The 19,886-nt window shown below is 70.6% G+C and carries 17 protein-coding genes and 1 pseudogene; 10 read left to right on the top strand and 8 right to left on the bottom strand.

The window, feature by feature from the left end; translation table 11 throughout:
* Nucleotides 1-1,017 (top strand): lysophospholipid acyltransferase family protein (locus JAO81_RS38705; protein WP_199552691.1); only part of this gene is annotated, 1,017 nt, incomplete at its 5' end.
* 103 nt (nucleotides 1,018-1,120) lie between these two features.
* Here JAO81_RS38705 and JAO81_RS38700 read toward each other — a convergent pair.
* The 3 genes from JAO81_RS38700 to JAO81_RS38690 all read right to left on the bottom strand — a co-directional run bounded on the left by JAO81_RS38700 (nucleotide 1,121) and on the right by JAO81_RS38690 (nucleotide 4,713).
* Nucleotides 1,121-2,311: a DUF5667 domain-containing protein gene (locus JAO81_RS38700; protein WP_199552690.1), complete on the bottom strand. Its 1,191-nt coding sequence runs from the start codon at nucleotides 2,309-2,311 to the stop codon at nucleotides 1,121-1,123.
* A 271-nt stretch (nucleotides 2,312-2,582) separates the two neighbouring features.
* Complete coding sequence (locus JAO81_RS38695; protein WP_199552689.1) at nucleotides 2,583-3,386, bottom strand: ECF subfamily RNA polymerase sigma factor, BldN family; 804 nt, start codon at nucleotides 3,384-3,386, stop codon at nucleotides 2,583-2,585.
* A gap of 379 nt (nucleotides 3,387-3,765) precedes the next feature.
* Nucleotides 3,766-4,713, bottom strand: coding sequence for an HAD family phosphatase (locus JAO81_RS38690; RefSeq protein WP_199552688.1), 948 nt, complete (start codon nucleotides 4,711-4,713; stop codon nucleotides 3,766-3,768).
* 148 nt (nucleotides 4,714-4,861) lie between these two features.
* Here JAO81_RS38690 and JAO81_RS38685 point away from each other — a divergent pair, with 148 nt between their 5' ends.
* From JAO81_RS38685 to hemB, 6 genes are all read left to right on the top strand, one after another.
* On the top strand, nucleotides 4,862-5,140 hold the full coding sequence (locus tag JAO81_RS38685) for a glutaredoxin family protein (RefSeq protein ID WP_199552687.1): 279 nt from the start codon (nucleotides 4,862-4,864) through the stop codon (nucleotides 5,138-5,140).
* A gap of 361 nt (nucleotides 5,141-5,501) precedes the next feature.
* A complete protein-coding gene (locus JAO81_RS38680; RefSeq protein WP_199552686.1) occupies nucleotides 5,502-6,275 on the top strand; it encodes a redox-sensing transcriptional repressor Rex in 774 nt (257 codons plus the stop codon).
* Nucleotides 6,272-7,903, top strand: coding sequence for a glutamyl-tRNA reductase (locus tag JAO81_RS38675; protein ID WP_199552685.1), 1,632 nt, complete (start codon nucleotides 6,272-6,274; stop codon nucleotides 7,901-7,903). The genes JAO81_RS38680 and JAO81_RS38675 overlap by 4 nt, the downstream gene beginning before the upstream one ends.
* Nucleotides 7,900-8,859 carry a hydroxymethylbilane synthase gene (gene hemC, locus JAO81_RS38670; RefSeq protein ID WP_199552684.1) on the top strand — a complete coding sequence of 320 codons (960 nt, stop codon included), beginning with the start codon at nucleotides 7,900-7,902 and terminating at the stop codon, nucleotides 8,857-8,859. The genes JAO81_RS38675 and hemC overlap by 4 nt, the downstream gene beginning before the upstream one ends.
* Nucleotides 8,856-10,523, top strand: coding sequence for a uroporphyrinogen-III synthase (locus JAO81_RS38665; RefSeq protein WP_199552683.1), 1,668 nt, complete (start codon nucleotides 8,856-8,858; stop codon nucleotides 10,521-10,523). Before hemC ends, JAO81_RS38665 begins: the two co-directional genes overlap by 4 nt.
* A 144-nt stretch (nucleotides 10,524-10,667) precedes the next feature.
* A complete protein-coding gene (hemB, locus tag JAO81_RS38660) occupies nucleotides 10,668-11,666 on the top strand; it encodes a porphobilinogen synthase (protein WP_199552682.1) in 999 nt (332 codons plus the stop codon).
* Here the strand turns inward: hemB and JAO81_RS38655 are convergent.
* Both JAO81_RS38655 and JAO81_RS38650 read right to left on the bottom strand, forming a co-directional pair.
* On the bottom strand, nucleotides 11,648-12,220 hold the full coding sequence (locus tag JAO81_RS38655; RefSeq protein ID WP_199552681.1) for a hypothetical protein: 573 nt from the start codon (nucleotides 12,218-12,220) through the stop codon (nucleotides 11,648-11,650). The genes hemB and JAO81_RS38655 overlap by 19 nt on opposite strands.
* Before the next feature lie 70 nt (nucleotides 12,221-12,290).
* The gene (locus JAO81_RS38650) at nucleotides 12,291-12,695 is read right to left on the bottom strand and encodes a VOC family protein (RefSeq protein WP_199552680.1); all 405 of its coding nucleotides are present in this window, start codon (nucleotides 12,693-12,695) and stop codon (nucleotides 12,291-12,293) included.
* A 133-nt stretch (nucleotides 12,696-12,828) separates the two neighbouring features.
* Here JAO81_RS38650 and JAO81_RS38645 point away from each other — a divergent pair, with 133 nt between their 5' ends.
* Nucleotides 12,829-14,043: a PLP-dependent aminotransferase family protein gene (locus JAO81_RS38645; protein ID WP_307814146.1), complete on the top strand. Its 1,215-nt coding sequence runs from the start codon at nucleotides 12,829-12,831 to the stop codon at nucleotides 14,041-14,043.
* Between the two features lie 3 nt (nucleotides 14,044-14,046).
* On the opposite strand, the gene JAO81_RS38640 is transcribed toward JAO81_RS38645, so the two are convergent.
* Nucleotides 14,047-14,595 (bottom strand): alpha/beta hydrolase, encoded by a 549-nt coding sequence (locus JAO81_RS38640; RefSeq protein ID WP_199552692.1) that lies wholly within the window; start codon nucleotides 14,593-14,595, stop codon nucleotides 14,047-14,049.
* 123 nt (nucleotides 14,596-14,718) lie between these two features.
* On the opposite strand from JAO81_RS38640, the gene JAO81_RS38635 reads away from it, so the two are divergent.
* The gene (locus JAO81_RS38635) at nucleotides 14,719-15,159 is read left to right on the top strand and encodes an Lrp/AsnC family transcriptional regulator (RefSeq protein ID WP_199552678.1); all 441 of its coding nucleotides are present in this window, start codon (nucleotides 14,719-14,721) and stop codon (nucleotides 15,157-15,159) included.
* Nucleotides 15,160-15,220: 61 nt separating this feature from the next.
* Here JAO81_RS38635 and argS read toward each other — a convergent pair whose 3' ends face one another.
* On the bottom strand, nucleotides 15,221-16,981 hold the full coding sequence (gene argS, locus JAO81_RS38630) for an arginine--tRNA ligase (RefSeq protein WP_199552677.1): 1,761 nt from the start codon (nucleotides 16,979-16,981) through the stop codon (nucleotides 15,221-15,223).
* Between the two features lie 146 nt (nucleotides 16,982-17,127).
* Here argS and lysS point away from each other — a divergent pair, with 146 nt between their 5' ends.
* Nucleotides 17,128-18,924 carry a lysine--tRNA ligase gene (lysS, locus tag JAO81_RS38625; RefSeq protein WP_199552676.1) on the top strand — a complete coding sequence of 599 codons (1,797 nt, stop codon included), beginning with the start codon at nucleotides 17,128-17,130 and terminating at the stop codon, nucleotides 18,922-18,924.
* A 161-nt stretch (nucleotides 18,925-19,085) separates the two neighbouring features.
* Here lysS and JAO81_RS38620 read toward each other — a convergent pair.
* Nucleotides 19,086-19,886, bottom strand: a pseudogene (locus JAO81_RS38620) (hypothetical protein); the annotation flags it as partial.

Below are 19,886 nucleotides of genomic sequence, written 5' to 3'. Positions count from 1 at the left end.
CGCGGTGGCGCCAAGGGGCCGTCGCGGCGCCGCAGCCGGCGGTCGGGCGAGCCCGTCGCCGTACGGGAGGTGCGAGGGCCCGCGGAGCGGCCGCCCGGTGTGCAGCCGGTGCCCGCGGCCGCCGAGCCGCCGCTCGCCCCGGAGCCGGCGCAGGCGCCCGCGCAGACCGGCGGAGGCGGTGGCTGGGAGCGGCGGATCGCCGGCGGGCTGCAGTTCCTGCGGCGGCGGATCACCGGCGATTACGACGTCGACGAGTTCGGTTACGACAAGGAGCTCACCGACCAGGTTCTGATGTCCCTGCTCCGTCCCATGTACGAGAAGTACTTCCGGGTCGAGGTCAAAGGCATCGAGAACATCCCCGCGGACGGTGGCGCCCTGATCGTCGCCAATCACTCCGGGACGCTGCCGCTCGACGGTCTGATGCTCCAGGTCGCCGTGCACGACAACCATCCGCACCAGCGTCATCTGCGGCTGCTCGCCGCCGATCTGGTGTTCATGCTGCCGGTGGTCAATGAGCTGGCGCGTAAGGCCGGACATACGCTGGCCTGTGCGGAGGACGCCCAACGGCTGCTCGAGGGCGGTGAGTTGGTCGGGGTGATGCCCGAAGGGTTCAAGGGGATCGGCAAGCCGTTCAGCGAGCGCTACAAGCTGCAGCGCTTCGGCCGGGGTGGTTTCGTCTCCACGGCCCTGCAGGCCGGGACGCCGATCATTCCGTGCTCGATCGTCGGGGCCGAGGAGATCTACCCGATGATCGGGAACGCCAAGACGCTGGCCAGGGTGCTCGGGTTCCCCTACTTCCCGATCACGCCGACCTTCCCGTGGCTGGGGCCGCTGGGGGCGGTGCCGCTGCCGACGAAGTGGACCATCCAGTTCGGGGAGCCGATCCCGACGGACGGCTATCCGCCGGAGGCCGCCGAGGATCCGATGCTGATGTTCAATCTGACCGACCAGGTGCGTGAGCAGATACAGCACACGCTGTACAAGCTGCTTGTGCAGCGGCGGTCGGTGTTCTTCTGAGGGCCTGCGCCTGAGGGCCTGAGGCCCGGACCTGAAGCGCCGGATGTGAGTACGACGGTGGGGCGCCCCTCGCGAAAGGGGCGCCCCACCGTCGTACGACCTGCTACTCCGCGTCCTCGCCATCGATGCCGAGGCCCGGAAGGAGGCCCGGCAGGAGCGGAGGCAGGGTGATGTCGGGCTCGGGCGTCTGACTGCCCTTGCCGGAGGGGCTGGGGCTGGTCTCCTCCTTGGGCGGGTCGAGCAGACCGCCGGTGGAGCCGCCGAGCAGGCCCTCGTTCTCCTCGCTGGTGCTGGGCGGCGACTTGGGCTTGCTGTCGCCGCTCGGCTGCCCGCCCTGGGTGCCGGCCGTGCTGGGCGTCGTGCGCTCGCCGCCCGTCCTGCCGTTGTCCGTGCTGCGGCCGGGCTTGTCGGAGCCGCCGCCGGACGGGGGCGGGGTGGGAAGCAGCGACTGCAGCGGGCCGACCTCGTCCTCTATGGCGTCGAAGACCGATGTGACCTGGTCGCTGACATCCCCGAGCTGCGGGGGCAGCACATTGCGCAGGGCGCTCCAGCTGTCGCGATGCGACTGGGAGAAGGACGACAGCGCCTGGATGGGTCCGAGCGAACCGTCCCGCGCATACGCCTCGCTGAGCAGTCGGTGACCCTCGGAGGCGTCGTGCTTCATCCCGTTCAGGGCGCGCCTGACCTCGCCCACCGACTCGTGGTCCAGGGCCCCGGCGCGGCCGCGCTCCATCAGACGGCGTGCCTCGAACAGGCGCGTGGAGGCCTGGTCGAGGTAGAGCTCGCCGCGTGAGGAGTCATTGCCGGCCATGCCCAGCTTGAGGTCCTCCATGCCGCGTTTGAGCCCGTAGAGCGAGTCACCCGGCAGGGCGTCGGAGCTGGCAGCGGCGACACCGCTGAACGCTCCGGCGGCCACACCGACGGTGAGCCCGCCCGCGGCGATGCCCTTGGACAGGCGTGAGCGCGGCCGGAACTTGCCCATGGGGCTCGCCCGGTGAGCGCCCTTGCGTGAGCGCTGCTCCGGTACGGAAGGGTCCGCTCCGCCGCCTGCGAACATGGCCTCCATGGCGGCCACGAGCTGTGCGCGCTGCACAACCTTGACCTCGGGGTCCATCTCCGGCTTCGGCAGCTCGGCGAGCCCGTCCGACAGGGCCAACATGCGGCCCTGTTCGGTCAGTTCGGGCTGGTCAGTCGCGCGCGACTGCTGTGCGGCCGCCGTGCCCTGGGTGGACTCATCCTCCAGGGCCTGGGCGAAGGCGTTCGCCCGCCGGTGTGCCGAGACATTCGCGATCACTGGCGGCACCTCCTCTCGTCAAGACGTCCGACTCCCCAGGGGGTCCTGAGGGTTGCACGCCGACCGCGCGTCCACTCCAACGAGTGAGCGGGGGCGGTCCGGCTGCGACCACAGGGAGCCTGCATCCCGCACAACGACCGTCGCGGCACTTGGGTTACGGACGAAAGATGATCGGACCGCTGTCTCTTCGCGTGAAGCATCAGGTCGTCACAAGGGGTGAGTTGGGAGTTACGGGCCGTGGAGATTCCGGACCGCCGGGTGGGGGCGACGCTCAGCGCGCGTCGTCCGGCAGCAGGCGGGCCAGGGTGCGGACGGCCCGGTACTGGAGGGTCTTGATCGCGCCCTCGTTCTTGTTCATGACGCGTGCGGTCTCGGCGACCGAGAGCCCCTGCAGGAAGCGCAGGGTCACGCACTCCTGCTGCTGCGGGTTGAGGCGGCGGACGGCCTCGAGCAGTGCCGCGTTGGAGAGGGACTCCAGGACGGAGTCCTCGGGGCTGCGCTCGACCTCATTGGCGTCGAGCATCTCGCCCGTGGTGACCTCGAGCCGGAAACGGCTGGACTTGAAGTGGTCGGCCACCAGATTGCGCGCGATGGTCACCAGCCAGGCGCCGAAGTCGCGGCCCTGCCAGGTGAAGGTTCCGATCCGGCGCAGGGCGCGCAGGAAGGTCTCGCTGGTGAGGTCCTCGGCGGTCGCCTTGCCGCCGACTCGGTAGTAGATGTACCGGTACACGGTGTCGCTGTACTGGTCGTAGAGGCGGCCGAAGGCGTCGGCCTCCCCGGACTGTGCGCGTTCGACGAGCTCCATCATGCGGGCGCTGTCACTGTCCGCCGCGGGACGGCGTGCGGTGGTGGCGGGGGCGCTTGTGCCGCGCCCTCGTCTGCCGACAGCGGCGGTGCTGCCCTCGGCCAGGGCATAACAGGGACCGGCCGGGCCGCTTGCTACAGCGACCGGCACGGCAAATGCGGGGACGGCGTACGCGGTGGGGACGAAGCCGCGCAAGTGGTCCAGATGCGATTGGACCGTTGCGCGCAGCGTAGCCAGGCCCGAGGCGTCAACCCCGACGTGTGGGTACACGGGACTCCCAGAGGCAGAGCTTCCATCACGTGCAGTGCGGGACCGTTCACCCGTCGTGACGAATGGCGGGTCCTTGATGCGTCTGAGGAGAATAACGCTTCGTACAGGCAGCGCTACACCCAGTTGCTCAAATCACCGGTTCCGTCTCTTCTGTTACGCAGTCCAGGCGGTTCAAGTACCTCTGAGTGACCGGTTGTTGATCGGATGAGACCGTGATCTGTCTTTGCGCAGGGCGTGTTGTGGTCACTTTCCGCGAGCTCACGTCAAGAGGACTGGCGGGAGCGGTGCGCGGGTAAGGGACAGGGATTGCCCGTATGGCGTGGCCGTACTGCTTGTTCGGCTTGGGGTCCGGGGGGTTGTCCCCCGGAAAAACGCAGCCTCAGCGGCGACGGCGGTGCACGGCGATCGCGGCGGCGGTTCCGCCCGCGAGCGCGCCGACGCCGGCCGCGGCCGGGATGCCGACCTTGGCTGCCTTGCGGCCGGTGCGGTAGTCGCGCAGCCGCCAGTCCCGTTCGCGTGCGTGCTTGCGCAGTTTGCTGTCGGGATTGATCGCGTACGGATGTCCTACGAGCGACAGCATCGGGATGTCGTTGTGCGAGTCGCTGTACGCGGCGCAGCGGGCGAGGTCGAGGTTCTCGGCGCCGGCCAGGGCGCGTACGGCCTCGGCCTTGGCGGGGCCGTGCAGGGGCTCGCCGACCAGCTTGCCGGTGTAGATGCCGTCCACGGACTCGGCGACCGTGCCGAGGGCGCCGGTCAGGCCGAGGCGGCGGGCGATCACCGTGGCGATCTCCACGGGGGCGGCCGTCACCAGCCAGACCTTCTGGCCGGCGTCCAGGTGGGCCTGGGCCAGGGCGCGGGTGCCGGGCCAGATGCGCTCGGCCATGTACTCGTCGTAGATCTCCTCGCCGATGGACATCAGCTCGGAGACGCGGTGGCCCTTGACGATGGACAGGGCGCTGTCGCGGGCGTCCTGCATGTGCTCGGGGTCCTCGACGCCCGCGAGCCGGAACCATGCCTGCTGCCAGGCGAAGCGGGTGAGCTCGCGGCGCTGGAAGAACTTCCGCTTGTACAGGCCGCGGCCGAAGTGGAAGATCGCGGCGCCCTGCATGACCGTGTTGTCCAGGTCGAAGAAGGCGGCGGCCTTGTCGTCGCCCTCGACCGGGAAGGGCGGCTCCTCGGCGTCCCTGGCCTTCGCGTGCTCCTGCTCGTAACTCTCCTGGAGTTCCTGCTCGGATTTGCGTGCGGCCTCGGCCGAGGCCTCGCCTGCCAGGACGCTGCGCGCGGTGGCGGAGCGCCTACGGGGGGTGAGCCATCCCAGAGCGGCCATGTCGTGAGCATAGCCATTTCGGGCGCGGTTCCCCGGGTCGGGCGGGTTCGGAGGCTGTGAACACTCCGCGACCGGGGCGTTAAGGAGGTGACCTCGGGCGGGGATCCCATGGGGTGGATACGGCGGCGGGCGGGCGCAGAATGAAGGCATGAGCCCTCTGTTCCGGCGTAGCGGGAAGAAGAGTCCCGCCGAGCGCACTGTCACCTTGATCGGCAAGCCCGGCTGTCATCTCTGCGAGGTCGCCGAGCAGGAGATCAGGAAGGTGTGCGCCGAGACCGGGGCCGCCATGGAGAGGGCGGACATCACGCAGGACGAAGAGCTGCACCGTAAGTACTGGGAGCAGATCCCGGTGATCCTCGTCGACGGCGAGCAGCACGACTTCTGGAAGGTGGATCCGGACAGGCTGCGGCGTGCGCTGGGGGCGTGAGTCTCCGGCGCCAGGGGCGTAAGTCCCCGCGCGGGGCGCCGAATGTCCGCCGGGTCGGTACGGAAGGCCGTGCACGACTGCGTAAAGCGCCCGGAAAGTCCTTTAGGATCGGGGGCGGTTTGGTCTCGGGGGCGAGGAATCGTGAGGAGTGTGTACGGTTTTGCCCCCAATTTGTTTGCCGAGAGTGAGACGCGGCGTCGAGTTCCCGCCGGCGCATAACTCGCGCGTGACCCCGGTCACTTTGGCCGGACAAAGCGGACACCATCTTTGTGCACGCGTTCACAAAGACATAGCCTGCATTCGACGGGGCGGTCCAGGGACACAAGACCGCCTGCAGCCCCGCTCTACCCGCAGGAGCACCGTGGCAACTGGCCGAACTCACCGACCGGCGACCCGCAGCCGAGGGATTCCCGAGGCCACCGTCGCCAGGCTTCCGCTGTATCTGCGCGCCCTGACCGGGCTGTCGGAGCGCTCCGTTCCCACGGTCTCCTCCGAAGAGCTCGCCGCCGCCGCGGGGGTCAACTCCGCGAAGCTGCGCAAGGACTTCTCGTATCTCGGCTCGTACGGCACCCGAGGTGTCGGCTACGACGTCGAGTACCTCGTCTACCAGATCTCACGCGAACTGGGCCTCACGCAGGACTGGCCCGTCGTGATCGTCGGTATCGGTAACCTCGGTGCCGCCCTTGCGAATTACGGCGGTTTCGCGTCCCGCGGTTTCCGCGTGGCCGCGCTGATCGACGCCGATCCCGCGATGGCCGGGAAGCCCGTCGCCGGTATGCCCGTTCAGCACACCGATGAACTCGAGAAGATCATCGAGGACAACGGGGTGTCGATCGGCGTCATCGCGACGCCCGCGGGCGCCGCCCAGCAGGTGTGCGAGCGGCTCGTCGCCGCCGGTGTCACCTCGATCCTGAACTTCGCGCCGACCGTGCTCTCGGTGCCCGACGGCGTCGACGTGCGCAAGGTCGACCTCTCGATCGAGCTGCAGATCCTGGCCTTCCACGAGCAGCGCAAGGCCGGCGAGGAGAGCGCCGCCGAGGCCGCGTCGCAGCTGCCGCCCGCCGCCCGTGCGACCGGGGAGCAGGCCGACCGGAAGGGACCCGACGGGGACGTGCCCGCCGTGATGCCCGCATGAGTCTTCTCGTCGTCGGCCTCAGCCACCGCAGTGCACCCGTGAGTGTGCTGGAGCGGGCTGCCCTGACCGCGGATGCTCAGATCAAGCTGCTGCAGGACGCGGTGGCTGCCGAGCCCACCGCCGAAGCCGCGGTGCTCGCCACGTGCAACCGGATCGAGCTGTACGCCGACGTGGACAAGTTCCACGCCGGGGTCGCCGAGCTGTCCACGCTGCTCGCCCAGCACTGCGGGGTCGGGCTCGAGGAGCTCACTCCTTATCTTTATGTGCACTACGAGGACCGGGCCGTTCACCACCTGTTCTCGGTCGCCTGCGGCCTGGACTCGATGGTGGTCGGCGAAGGCCAGATCCTCGGGCAGATCAAGGACTCCCTCGCCACCGCCCAGGACCAGCACACCGCGGGCCGGCTGCTCAACGACCTGTTCCAGCAGGCGCTTCGGGTCGGCAAGCGGGCGCACTCCGAGACCGGGATCGACCGGGCCGGACAGTCGCTCGTCACGTTCGGTCTCGAGCAGCTCGCCACGGGCCGTCCGGTCGCCGAGTGGGCGGCCGGCAAGCGCGCCCTGGTGATCGGTGCCGGCTCGATGTCCTCGCTCGCCGCGGCCACGCTCGCGCGGCTCGGTGTCGCCGAAGTCGTCGTCGCCAACCGGACGTTCGAGCGTGCCGAGCACCTCGCCGAGCTGCTGATCGAGCAGCATCCGGCGCTGGCCGCCCGGGCCGTCTCGATGGACGCCGTGGCGGATGAGCTGACACGAGTCGACATCGCGGTCTCCTGCACCGGCGCAACGGGCCTGGTGCTGACCGCGGACGCGATCACCGCCGCGCTCGCGGGGCCGGTGCCGGCCGGTGTGGGTGCCCACGCCGCTCAGGGCTCCGATCTGCGCGCCCCCGACGGCAGCCTCGTCGCGCGCCTGGCCGCCGCGGCCGCGCGCGACGGACGGATCGTCGAAGGCCACGACGTCATGCACGAAGGCCACGAGGCCTGTCCGGTCGGGCTTGACGCCGCCGGGCACGCCGACTCCCTCGATCTGCACGGGAGTTGGGCCGACAACGGCACGGCGCTCGAGCGTGAGGCCGGCACCGTGAAGACCAAGGGGACCCGCCAGGGCGCCCCGCACGCCGGGGTGCGGCTCGCGCTGCTCGACCTCGCCATGCCGCGCGACATCGACGCCGCCGTGCACCAGGTCGCCGGGGTGCACCTCGTCGACATCGAGTCGCTCGCCGAGGCCTCGGCCGACGCCCCGATGGCCGCCGACGTCGACAGGGGGCGCGCCAGGGGGCCCGAGGAGGCCGCCGCGTCGGGGGGGGCCCAGCGGCCCGCGCACATCACGCCGACCGTGGTCGCGCTGCGCACCATGGCCGCCGACGTGGTCGACAGCGAGGTCGCGCGGCTCAACGGCCGGCTCCCCGATCTCGACGAACGACAGCAGGCCGAGGTCGTCCAGACCGTGCGCCGCGTCGTCGACAAGCTCCTGCACGCACCGACCGTGCGGGTCAAGCAGCTCGCCAGCGAGCCCGGCGGCGCCGGGTACGCGGACGCGCTGCGCACTCTGTTCGACCTCGACCCCGAGACGGTCGCAGCCGTGTCGAAGGCCGATACCGCCGACATCAAGAAAAAGGGGCGGGCATGACCCAGAAAGCACTCCGGCTCGGGACAAGGCGCAGCAAGCTCGCCATGGCCCAGTCCGGTCATGTGGCCGACGCCGTACGCCAGTTGACCGGCCGCGAGGTCGAGTTGGTGGAGATCACCACGTACGGGGACACCTCGCGTGAGCACCTCGCGCAGATCGGCGGCACCGGGGTCTTCGTGACCGCGCTGCGCGACGCGCTGCTCGCCGGCGAGGTCGACTTCGCCGTGCACTCGCTCAAGGACCTGCCGACCGCGCAGCCCGGCGACCTGGTGGTCGCCGCGATGCCGCGGCGTGAGGACCCGCGCGACGTACTGATCGCGCGCGACGGCCTGACCTTCACCGAGCTGCCCGCGGGCGCCCGGGTGGGGACCGGGTCGCCGCGCAGGATGGCCCAGTTGAACGCGTACGCCCGTAATCACGGGATGCGCATCGAGACCGTGCCGATCCGCGGCAACATCGACACCCGCGTCGGATACGTCCGCAAGGGCGAGCTGGATGCGGTGGTTCTCGCCGCGGCCGGGCTCAGCCGGATCGGACGCAGCGACGAGGTGACCGACTTCCTGTCGGTCGACACCATGCTTCCGGCTCCCGGTCAGGGAGCCTTGGCGATCGAGTGCACTGCGGCGAACGCAGAGCTCGCCGCCACGCTCGCCGAGCTCGACGACCCGTACACCCGGGCCGCCGTGACCGCCGAGCGATCCCTGCTCGCCGCCCTGGAGGCCGGCTGCAGCGCACCTGTGGGTGCTCTCGCCGACCTTCTGGCCGACGGACAGGTTGTCAAGGAAATGCGCCTGCGCGGCGTCGTCGGCACGACCGACGGCTCGTCGCTGGTGCAGCTGTCCACCACCGGTCCCGTACCCACCACCCACGACCAGGCCATGGCGCTCGGACGCGAACTCGCGGACGAGATGCTGGCCAAGGGTGCGGCCGGTCTGATGGGGGAGCGAGCACATTGAGCCCCACCGCCTCTGAATATCCCGCAGCCCCCGCATCCGGGCACGTCACCTTCCTCGGTGCCGGCCCCGGAGACCCGGGCCTGCTGACACTGCGCGCCGTCGAAGCGCTCGCCGTCGCGGACGTGCTGATCGCCGAGCCCGCTGTGCTCGACGTGGTACGGACGCATGCCCGTGAGGGCGTGGCCGTGCAGGGCACGGCGACGCTGGGCACGCCTGACGCGTCATCAACAGCGGCAGCCGCCGAGGCTGTTGCAGCCAATCTTGTCATGGCGTCCGCGAGGGGCGGCAAGCGGGTCGTCCGTGCGGTGGCCGGTGATCCGGGCCTCGACTCGGACGCCGCGGCGGAGATGCTCGCGTGCGTTTCCGCCGGTATCCCCTTCGAGGTGGTGCCCGGTGTGGCCACGGCGGTCGGCGTGCCCGCGTACGCCGGTGTGCCGCTGCGCGACGGGTCCGGTGCGGACGTGCGGTTCGTCGACGCCCGTACCGCGTCCGAGCGCTGCTGGTCCGAGGTCGGTGCGTCCGACGGCACGGTCGTCGTCTCCACCACCCTGGAGACCGTGGCCGCGGCGGCCGGTGAGCTGGTCGCCGCAGGCCGCAAGCCGGACACCCCGATGACCGTCACCGTCGCCGGTACGACGACGCGCCAGCGCACCTGGAACGCGACGCTCGGCTCGGTGGCCCAGGTGCTCAAGCAGGCCAAGGTGCTGCCCTCGCCCGAGGGACACCAGCCCGTCATAGCCGTGGTCGGTGAGCGTTCCAGTGCCGCCCGGCGTGAAGAGCTCTCGTGGTTCGAGTCCAAGCCGCTGTTCGGCTGGCGGGTGCTCGTGCCGCGGACCAAGGAGCAGGCGGCTTCGCTCTCCGACCAGCTCGTCTCGTACGGCGCCGTGCCGCACGAGGTTCCGACGATCGCCGTCGAACCGCCGCGCACCCCGCAGCAGATGGAGCGCGCGGTCAAGGGCCTGGTCACCGGGCGCTACGAGTGGATCGCCTTCACCTCGGTGAACGCGGTCAAGGCCGTACGCGAGAAGTTCGAGGAGTACGGGCTCGACGCGCGTGCCTTCGCCGGGATCAAGGTCGCGGCCGTGGGGGAGCAGACCGCCAAGGCGCTGATCGCCTTCGGTGTGAAGCCGGATCTGGTGCCGTCCGGTGAGCAGTCCGCCGCCGGTCTGCTCGAGGACTGGCCGCCGTACGACCCGGTCTTCGACCCGATCGACCGTGTCTTCCTGCCGCGTGCCGATATCGCCACCGAGACGCTGGTCGCCGGTCTGATCGACCTCGGCTGGGAGGTCGACGACGTCACCGCCTACCGGACCGTGCGCGCTTCGCCGCCGCCGGCCGATACGCGTGAGGCGATCAAGGGCGGCGGTTTCGACGCGGTGCTCTTCACCTCGTCGTCGACAGTGCGGAACCTGGTGGGTATCGCCGGTAAGCCGCACAACGTGACCGTGATCGCGTGCATCGGTCCGGCCACGGCCAAGACGGCCGAGGAGCACGGGCTGCGCGTGGATGTGATGGCTCCGGAGCCGTCGGTGCACGCTCTTGCCGAGGCGCTCGCGGAGTTCGGTTCGGCTCGGCGTGCGGCTGCTCTTGAGGCCGGTGACCCCGTGACGCGGCCGTCCGAGCGTCGGCCTGGTGCTCGGCGGCGGCGCGTGGCCACGCAGTAGTTTGGGTGCGGGTTGTGGGTGGGTGGGTTGATTTCCCCCACCCCGCCCCTTCCCGAAACCGGGGCTTCCCCCCGGACCCCGGCATCCGAACTTCGTTCGGATCTGCTCAAGCGCCGCAGGGGCTGAAAGATGAAGGGCTGAGAGTTGTCTTCATACGGTTCGTTTCCTGGGTCGCGGCCTCGAAGGCTGCGTACAACTCCCGTCATGCGGCGCATGGTTGCCGAGACGCGGGTGCACCCCGCCGACCTGATCCTGCCCGCGTTCGTGCGTGAGGGGATCAGTGAGCCCGTTGCCATCGGGTCGATGCCGGGAGTCGTGCAGCACACCCGGGACACCCTGAAGAAGGCCGCCGTCGAGGCCGTCGAGGCCGGTGTTTCCGGGATCATGCTCTTCGGTGTGCCGCTCGACGAGAAGAAGGACGCCGTCGGTACGCCGGGCACGGACCCGGACGGGATTCTGCAGCTCGCTCTGCGGGACGTGCGGGCTGAGGTCGGCGACGAGTTGATCGTCATGTCCGACGTCTGCCTCGACGAGGTCACGGACCACGGCCACTGCGGTGTGCTCGACGCCCAGGGGCGGGTCGACAACGACGCCACCCTTGAGCGGTACGCCGAGATGGCGCAGGTCCAGGCCGACGCGGGCGCTCATGTGCTCGGCCCCAGTGGCATGATGGACGGCCAAGTCGGCGTCATCCGCGACGCGTTGGACCAGACCGGGCACGAGGACGTCTCGATCCTCGCGTACACCGCGAAGTACTCCTCCGCCTTCTACGGTCCCTTCCGCGAGGCCGTCGCCTCCTCGCTCAAGGGTGACCGCAAGACGTACCAGCAGGACCCGGCCAACCTCCGGGAATCCCTGCGGGAGTTGGCGCTCGACCTCGAAGAGGGCGCGGACATGGTGATGGTCAAGCCGGCCGGACCGTATCTCGATGTGCTCGCGAAGGTCGCGGACGCGGTGGACGTGCCGGTGGCCGCGTACCAGATCAGTGGTGAGTACGCGATGGTCGAGGCCGCGGCCGAGAAGGGCTGGATCGACCGGGACAAGGCGATCCTCGAGACGCTCACCGGCATCAAGCGGGCGGGCGCGAGCATGATCCTCACGTACTGGGCGGTGGAGGCGGCGCGTCAGCTGCGCCTGAGCTGAGGCCGTTCCTCGTACGTGGCTTTGACCAGGTCGCCGTAGGCCTTGCGCAGCAGGGGCTCGGCGACCTCCGGTTTGTCCACGCCGACTTCCACGTGGCCCTCTTCCGCGGCGGCGATCGTGCGGAGGTCGAACTCGCCCTTCCAGCGCGGGATGTCGTCGCTGATCCGCGCCACCAGGGCGTCCAGTGCGGTGCGGGAGGCCGTGGTGTCGTGCAGCCGGACCGTCACGTTGGACGGGATGCCGCGGCAGGCGGAGCGATCGAAGGCGGCGTCCGGGATGCGGTAGAGGTCGAGCGCGAGGGATTCCCGGTCGACGCGCAGGCCCGTGTAGACATGCGCGAAGCGTTGCCGCGCCACGGTGTCGACGTGGGCCACCGCGATCTCCGCGGCCTCCTCGGCATCCGTGGACTCGGCCGCGCGCGGGCCCGTGCACTGCGAACTGCCCTTGTCCGTACGGACGGTGGGCTGCTGTGACGGCTCCGCCGCGCAGCCGGCCGCCGCGAGGGACAGTGCGACGGCGACGGCCGGTCCGTAGCGTCGTGATCCTGCGCGCATAGCTCTCGCCTCCGCGGATCTGACGCGCGGACGGGCCGCCGGGTTCCGGTTACGTCTGCCCGCTCCCGGCTTATGCCGCCTCGCCCTGCTCCAGCTTGTACACCGCTTCGATGTTGTTGCCGTCCGGGTCGTTCACGAAGGCGCAGTACGCGCGGTACTCGGGCCAGACGCGCGGGGCTTCGCGTTCGGTGCCGCCGTTCTCCAGCGCCGCCTCGTGGAACGCGTCGACCTCGGCGCGGCTGCGGGCCGTGAAGGCCAGGTGCAGCCCGCGGGTCGCCTCATCGGGCGAAGGAGCGGTGTACATGCCGAAGGACGGGGTGTCCGCGTCGGAGCGCCAGAGCTCTGCCGCGTTGCCCTCGTGGGCCTCGATGGAGACGTCCAGGGGTGCGAGCGCGGCGGCGTAGAAGCGCTCGCTCGCCTTGAAGTCCGCCACGAGGAGGGTGACGTGGTGGATGAAGGGGTAGTCCGCGGTCATGCCCGGGATCCTAAGAGATCTTGGAAGGGCGTGGAAGCGAAGGGGCCGTCCGGATCGCGGAATGACAGGTGTAGATGCCAAACGCCTTCTCTACGCTGGGCCTGCCGATGTCCATAGCGAAGGAGCCGTCGCCGTGACTGTCACCGAGCCGAACGCCGTCGTCCGTGCCCCCGTGCCGCCGCTCGCCGAGCGCGCGCGGAACGTAGGCGGCTCGCCGGTACGGGACATCCTCGCGGTGACCGCACGGCCCGAGGTGATCAACTTCGCGGGGGGTCTGCCCGCGCCCGAACTGTTCGACGCCGAGGGCGTGGCCGAGGCGTACGCCCAGGTGCTGGCCAAGGACGCGGGCCGTGCGCTGCAGTACTCGACGACCGAGGGCGAGCCCGCGTTGCGCGGGGCGCTCGCCGCGCGCACCACCGCGCGTCAACTGCCCACCACCGCGGACGATGTGCTGGTCACCAGCGGCTCGCAGCAGGCGCTGTCCCTGCTGGCCACCGCCCTGCTCGAGCCGGGCGACACCGTGCTCGTCGAGAACCCGACCTATCTGGCGGCGCTCCAGGTCTTCGCCTTCGCCGGCGTGCGTGTGGTGGGGGTCGACTGCGACGAGGACGGGATCGATCCGGAGGCTCTGGACGCGCTCGTCGCGCGGGAGCGTCCGAAGCTCCTGTACACGATCCCGACCTTCCAGAACCCCACCGGCCGCACCCTGCCCGCCGGCCGCCGTGCCACCGTGGCGTCGGTCGCCGAGCGGCGCGGGCTGTGGATCGTCGAGGACGACCCGTACGGCGAACTGCGCTTCGAAGGCGAGCGCGTGCCGTGGATCGCCGCGCAGCCCGGCGCCGAGGACCGCACCGTACTGCTCGGCAGCTTCTCCAAGGTCATGGCGCCGGGCATGCGGCTCGGCTGGATGCGTGCTCCGGCCGCCGTGCTGCGGGCGTGCGCGGTCGCCAAGCAGGCCGCAGATCTGCACACCCCGACCGTCAACCAGCTTGCCGCGGCACGGTACTTGGCGACGCGGGACCTGGACGCGCATGTGGCCACGGTGGCGGCCGCCTACCGGGAGCGCCGGGACGCGCTGCTCGCGGGTCTGCCGGCGGCGCTGCCCGAGGGCTCGGTGTGGAACCGGCCCGAGGGCGGGATGTTCCTGTGGGCGCGGCTGCCGGAGGCGTACGACACCACGCGGCTGCTCCGTACGGTCGTGGAGCACGAGGTGGCGTACGTGCCGGGGGCGCCGTTCTTCGCGGGCGCGCCCGGCCGGTCCACGATGCGGCTGTGCTTCGTGACGCACTCGCCGCAGGAGATCGCGTTGGGTGTGGAGCGGCTGGGGCGGGCGCTGCGTCGCTCCTAGGGTTCACGCCCCCGTCAGGGAGTTCAGGAGTGCGCGGCCTTGCGGCCAACTCCCCAAGCCGCTCGCGGAGTTGAGGTGGCCGGCCGGGGCTGCCAGGTGCCACCGCGCCTCCCAGGCGGCCGCGAATCCCGCGGCCGCCTCGGCGGTGCAGTACGGATCGTCGGCGCTGCCCACCACCAGGGCCGGGCACGACAGCGGCCGCGCGGCCGGATCGAGGAACGTGGCGGCCGGCTCGCGGGGGAACGCCGGCCCCCGCGGGTCGGGCGGCGCGACCAGGAGCCCCCCCGCCGCCCCGGGCCGCGGCCGCCCCCGGCGGGCCCCGGCCCAGCAGCCCAGACTGTGGGCCACGAGGACCACCTCGCCGTCCATGGACCGCCCGCACGCCGTCTCGTACGCGGTCTGTACGGCGCCGACCCAGTCGGCCAGCACCGGCGCGGACCACGAGGCCGGGGCGATCCGCACGGCGGAGCTGCCCAACTCCCGCTCCCACAGGGTCTGCCAGTGCTGCTCGTCCGAGCCGTCGATGCCGGGGATGATGACGTACGCGACCACTGCCTGCCACCGTTTCACTCGTCGTCCCGTACGGTTCCGGGAGCTCCTGGGGCAGATCTTGGGGGAAGCAACTGTGCGGTGGGGGCCTGACAAGTGGTCTCAAAGCATCTGGCGGGGGCAACGATGGAATCACTCGACCGTACGGACCGCGAGATCCTCGCGCTGCTCCAGTACGAGGGTCGCCTCAGCGGCGCCGAGGTGGGGCGCCGCGTCGGGCTCTCGCAGCCCGCGGCCAGTGCGCGGATCCAGCGCCTGGAGAAGAGCGGGGTGATCACCGGATACCGGGCCGTCGTGGATCCCGTGGCGCTGGGCCTCAACATCCACGCGGTCATCAGGCTGCGGACGACGCATGCGCAGCTGGCCCGTGCGCTGGACCTGGCGGCACGGACCGAGGAGATCACGTCCACCGCCCGGGTCACGGGCGAGGACTGCCTGATCTTCGACGTGCACTGCCCGCAGGCCGGGCGGCTCGAAGAAGTCGTGGACTCCCTCGCGCGCTTCGGCCCGGTCACGACCTCGCTGGTGCTGCGGCCGTACCCGGCCAACCCGCTGCCCGCGCCGTGACCGGGAGGGGGGCCCCGCCGGAACGAACCGGCGGGGCCCTCCTCGTACGTACCGGAGAAGGTCAGAGCTTCTCGGGTGTCCGGATGCCCAGCAGGCCCATGCCCTTGGTCAGGGTGCGGGCCGTCAGGTCGACCAGGAAGAGGCGGTTCTCCACGACGTCCTGGGCGGGGCGCGGCTTGATCACCGGGCACTGGTCGTAGAACGTCGTGAACAGCGACGCCAACTGGTACAGGTAGGCGGCAACCTTGTGCGGCGCGTACTCCGCCGAAGCCTCGAAGACCGTCGCGCCGAAGGCGTCCAGGTGCAGACCCAATGCCCGCTCCGCCGGGGCGAGTTCGAGCTCCGGGTGCGCAGTGGGCGTGTCGCCCTCGGACTTGCGCAGGATGGACTGGCACCGGGCGTACGCGTACTGGATGTAGACGGACGTGTCGCCGTTCAGCGAGACCATCTGGTCCAGGTCGAACTTGTAGTCCCGGTTCGGGGACGTCGACAGGTCCGCGTACTTCACCGCGCCGATACCGACCTGCGCCGCCCGCTCCTGGATCTCCTCCTCGGTGAGATCCAGGGCCTTCTCCCGTACGACATCGGCGGCGCGCGAGATCGCCTCGTCGAGCAGATCCTCCAGCTTCACCGTCTCGCCCTCACGGGTCTTGAACGGCCGCCCGTCGGCGCCGAGCACCGTGCCGTAGCCCATGTTGTGCGCGGTGACCTCGTCGGTCAGCCAGCCGGCCCGCCGGGCCGTCTCGAAGACCATCTTGAAGTGCAGGGACTGCCGTACGTCCACGACGTAGATGAGGTCGGTCGCCTTGAGGTCGAAGACCCGGTTGCGGATCGCGGAGAGGTCGGAGGCCGCGTAGCCGAAGCCGCCGTCGGCCTTCTGCACGATCAGCGGGACCGGCTGGTCGTCCTTGCCCCGGATCTCGTCGAAGAACACGACGAGCGCGCCCTCCGAGCGGACCGCGACACCGGACTCCTCCAGCATGCGGGCGGTCTCGGGCATCAGATCGTTGTACGCGGACTCGCCGACGATCTCGTCGTCCCGTACCTCCATGTCCAGCTTCTCGAAGACCGAGTGGAAGTAGACCTTCGACTCGTCCACGAACTGCTGCCAGAGCTTCAGGGTCTCCTCGTCGCCGGACTGGAGCGCCACGACCCGCTTGCGGGCCCGCTCCTTGAACTCCTCGTCCGCGTCGAAGACCGCACGCGAGGCCTTGTAGACCCGGTTCAGGTTCGACATCGCCTGCTCGCCGTCGACCTCGTCGGCCGGGGCGAGCTCGCCCGGGTGCTCGATCAGGTACTGGATGAGCATGCCGAACTGGGTGCCCCAGTCGCCGATGTGGTGCCGGCCGACCGTCTGCTCGCCGGTGAAGTCGAGCATGCCGCGCAGGGCGTCGCCGATGACGGCGGACCGCAGGTGGCCGACGTGCATCTCCTTGGCCACGTTCGGCTGCGCGTAGTCGATCACCGTGAGGCCCGGGGTGTCCTTCGGGGCCACGCCGAGCCGGTCGGCGTCCGCGTACCGGGCGGCGAGGGTCTTGATGATCGCCTTGTCGGAGACCGTGATGTTGAGGAAGCCGGGTCCGGAGACCTCGACGTCCGCGAACAGGTCACCGCTCTCGATCTTCGCGACGACCTGGGTGGCCAGCTCCCGGGGGTTGGCCTTGGCCTTCTTGGCGAGCGCCAGGATCCCGTTGGCCTGGTAGTCCGCCCGGTCGCTGCGTCGCAGCAGCGGGTCCGCGCCGGCGGCTTCCGGCAGCGCGGAAGTCAGGGCGTCGGAGAGCCGTGCGTGAACGCTTGCGGTGAGGGACGTGACCGGGGCCATGGGGTGCCGTTCTGTGTCGGGTTGCTCGGGCGCTCAATTCTCCCATGAGGTGGGTGGTGGGCTCGCGTGGATTAGAGGGCGCCGCAGGCGCGGGTGGGCGCGGCGGCGGTAAAGCCCGCGACAGGGGTGGGGCGGAGTCTGGGAGAATGGCCCGTGCGCGGAGAAGCAGTCGCGCACCCGACCGGAGTGAAAGGGACCAACTGATCGTGGCCCAGAGCACAGGCGCGGACACCCAGGACTGGGTGTCCCGATACGCGGACGACGTCATCGCCGAGTCGGAGCGTCGTGCCCCGGGCAAACCGGTCGTCGTGGCCTCCGGACTCTCCCCCTCGGGCCCGATCCACCTGGGCAACCTGCGCGAGGTCATGACCCCGCACCTGGTCGCCGACGAGATCCGCCGGCGCGGGTACGAGGTACGGCACCTGATCTCGTGGGACGACTACGACCGGTACCGCAAGGTGCCGAACGGTGTCCCCGGGGTCGACGGGTCCTGGGCCGAGCACATCGGCAAGCCCCTGACCGCCGTCCCGGCGCCGAAGGGCTCGGAGCACCCGAACTGGGCCGAGCACTTCAAGGCCGCCATGGTGGCCTCGCTCGGCGACCTCGGCGTGGAGTTCGACGGGATCAGCCAGACCGCGCAGTACACCTCCGGTGTCTACCGCGAGCAGATCCTGCACGCGATGAAGCACCGCGGTGACATCGACGCGATCCTCGCCCAGTACCGGACGAAGAAGGCCCCGGCCAAGCAGTCCCAGAAGCCTCTCGACGAGGCCGAGCTGGAGGCCGCCGAGGGTTCGGGCGCCGCCGGTGAGGACGACGGCAGCGGATCGGGCGCGGGCTACTTCCCGTACAAGCCGTTCTGCGGTGGCTGCGGCAAGGACCTGACCACGGTCACGTCCTATGACGACGACACCACCGAGCTGACATACGTCTGCACCGAGTGCGCCTTCACCGAGACGGTCCGGCTCTCCGAGTTCAACCGCGGCAAGCTGGTCTGGAAGGTCGACTGGCCGATGCGCTGGGCGTACGAGGGCGTGATCTTCGAGCCGTCGGGTGTGGACCACTCGTCGCCGGGGTCCTCGTTCCAGGTCGGCGGGCAGATCGTGACGCTGTTCGGCGGCAAGCAGCCGATCGGTCCGATGTACGCGTTCGTCGGGATCTCCGGCATGGCGAAGATGTCCTCCTCGAAGGGCGGGGTGCCCACCCCGGCCGACGCGCTGGAGATCATGGAGCCGCAGATCCTGCGCTGGCTCTACGCCCGCCGCCGCCCCAACCAGTCGTTCAAGATCGCCTTCGACCAGGAGATCCAGCGGCTGTACAACGAGTGGGACAAGCTGGAGACCAAGGTCGCCGACGGCTCCGCGCTGCCGGCCGACGCGGCCGCGTACAGCCGTGCGGCCCGTACCGCCGCGGGTGAACTGCCGCGTACCGAGCGGCCGTTGCAGTACGGCACGCTCGCCTCGGTCGCCGATGTGGCCGCGGGCGACCCCGAGCAGACCCAGCGCATCCTGTCCGAGCTCGACCCGGCCAACCCGGTCACCGACCTGGCGGCCGTGCGTCCGCGGCTCGACAAGGCGGAGACCTGGATCGCCAAGTACGTACCCGCGGAGTCGCGCACCATCGTGCGGACCGAGCCGGATGCGGAGGCCCTGGGGGGGCTGGACGAGCAGGGGCGCGAGTCGCTGCGGCTGCTGCTCGACGGGCTCGACGAGCACTGGTCGCTCGACGGTCTGACGCACCTTGTGTACGGGGTGCCGAAGGTGCAGGCCGGGTTCTCGGCGGACGCCGGGCCGAAGGAGCTGCCGCCGGAGATCAAGACGGCCCAGCGGTCGTTCTTCGCGCTCCTGTACCACCTGCTGGTCGGGCGTGACACGGGGCCGCGGCTGCCCACGCTGCTGCTCGCGGTGGGGGCGGAGCGGGTGCGCAAGCTGCTCGGGGCCTGACGCTCACGTCGACGGGGGCGGGCCTCTTGGTGGGGGCGGCGTCTGTGGGGGGGGGGGGGGGGGGGGGGGGGGGGCCAGCCGGCCGGGGCCCGGCCCCCCCCGCGGCGGGCGCCTCCTTTTGGGCGGGCGCCGTTTTCGTTGGGGAGAGAAGTCGGGCCGCGTCAGGCGATGTACTCCTCCGAGTCCAGCTCCTGCTGGTAGCGCGCACGGAAGTCCCGTATGAACGGGCGCAGTGTCGACTCCGTGAGCGGGCCGCCGCTGCGGCCCTTCACGCCGTACAGGTCCTGCAGATAGATGCCGAACTGGCGGGCGTTCGGGAAGTCGCCGTGTTCGCTGACGTACTTGCGGAACGCCGTGAAGTACGCCTCCTCGCGGGTCACGTCGTCCGGCAGGCCGGCCGGGGCCGGGGCCTCCTCCACGTCGGCCTCGGCGGACGGGTCCGCCAGGACCGGTTCCTCGGACGGCAGTTGCTCCTGCCGCTGGCCCGGGATGTTCAGCGCGCGCGTGCGGTTCGGGCCCGCGGGGATGCGGAACTCGCCGGTCTGCGAACTGTCGAACGCCTCGGCCGGCTGCTCCTCGTACCACTCCTCGTACGGGGGCTCGGGGGAGTAGGTGCGCTCGTACTGCTGCTGTCCCGGCTGCGGTTGGGGCTGCGGCACCTGCTGCGCGTACGTCTGTTGCTCGTATGCCTGCTGTTCGTATGCCTGCTGTTCGTACGTCTGCTGTTCGTACGTCTCGTGCGCCTGCTGGCCCTGTCCCGGCTGCTGCGGCGATGCGAACCACGGGCTGTCGTGGTTCGTCGGCCACTCCTGCGGGATCTCCACCGGCTGCTCCACGGAAGGGGCCTGCGGGGCCTCCAACTGGGGTGTGGACGACGGCAGTTGCGGTGGCTCGATGCCGGCGGCGGCGAGGCCGGCCGGGGCGGTCTCGGCGAGCGGGACGCCGTAGCGGGCCAGGCGCAG

It is taken from the genome of Streptomyces sp. N35, from assembly GCF_016464295.1.
Classification (GTDB): domain Bacteria; phylum Actinomycetota; class Actinomycetes; order Streptomycetales; family Streptomycetaceae; genus Streptomyces.
The sequence above is the reverse complement of the archived record's forward strand: the minus strand, read 5'-3'. Positions and strand labels throughout refer to the sequence as shown.

Excerpts from the sequence above, each read along its gene's own strand:
- JAO81_RS38690 (WP_199552688.1), bottom strand. The coding sequence starts at position 4,713 with ATGGCCGCTCTGGGATGGCTCACCCCCCGTAGGCGCTCCGCCACCGCG.
- JAO81_RS38685 (WP_199552687.1), top strand. The coding sequence starts at position 4,862 with ATGAGCCCTCTGTTCCGGCGTAGCGGGAAGAAGAGTCCCGCCGAGCGC.
- JAO81_RS38675 (WP_199552685.1), top strand. The coding sequence starts at position 6,272 with ATGAGTCTTCTCGTCGTCGGCCTCAGCCACCGCAGTGCACCCGTGAGT.
- hemC (WP_199552684.1), top strand. The coding sequence starts at position 7,900 with ATGACCCAGAAAGCACTCCGGCTCGGGACAAGGCGCAGCAAGCTCGCC.
- JAO81_RS38655 (WP_199552681.1), bottom strand. The coding sequence starts at position 12,220 with ATGCGCGCAGGATCACGACGCTACGGACCGGCCGTCGCCGTCGCACTG.
- JAO81_RS38650 (WP_199552680.1), bottom strand. The coding sequence starts at position 12,695 with ATGACCGCGGACTACCCCTTCATCCACCACGTCACCCTCCTCGTGGCG.
- JAO81_RS38635 (WP_199552678.1), top strand. The coding sequence starts at position 14,719 with ATGGAATCACTCGACCGTACGGACCGCGAGATCCTCGCGCTGCTCCAG.
- argS (WP_199552677.1), bottom strand. The coding sequence starts at position 16,981 with ATGGCCCCGGTCACGTCCCTCACCGCAAGCGTTCACGCACGGCTCTCC.
- lysS (WP_199552676.1), top strand. The coding sequence starts at position 17,128 with ATGGCCCGTGCGCGGAGAAGCAGTCGCGCACCCGACCGGAGTGAAAGG.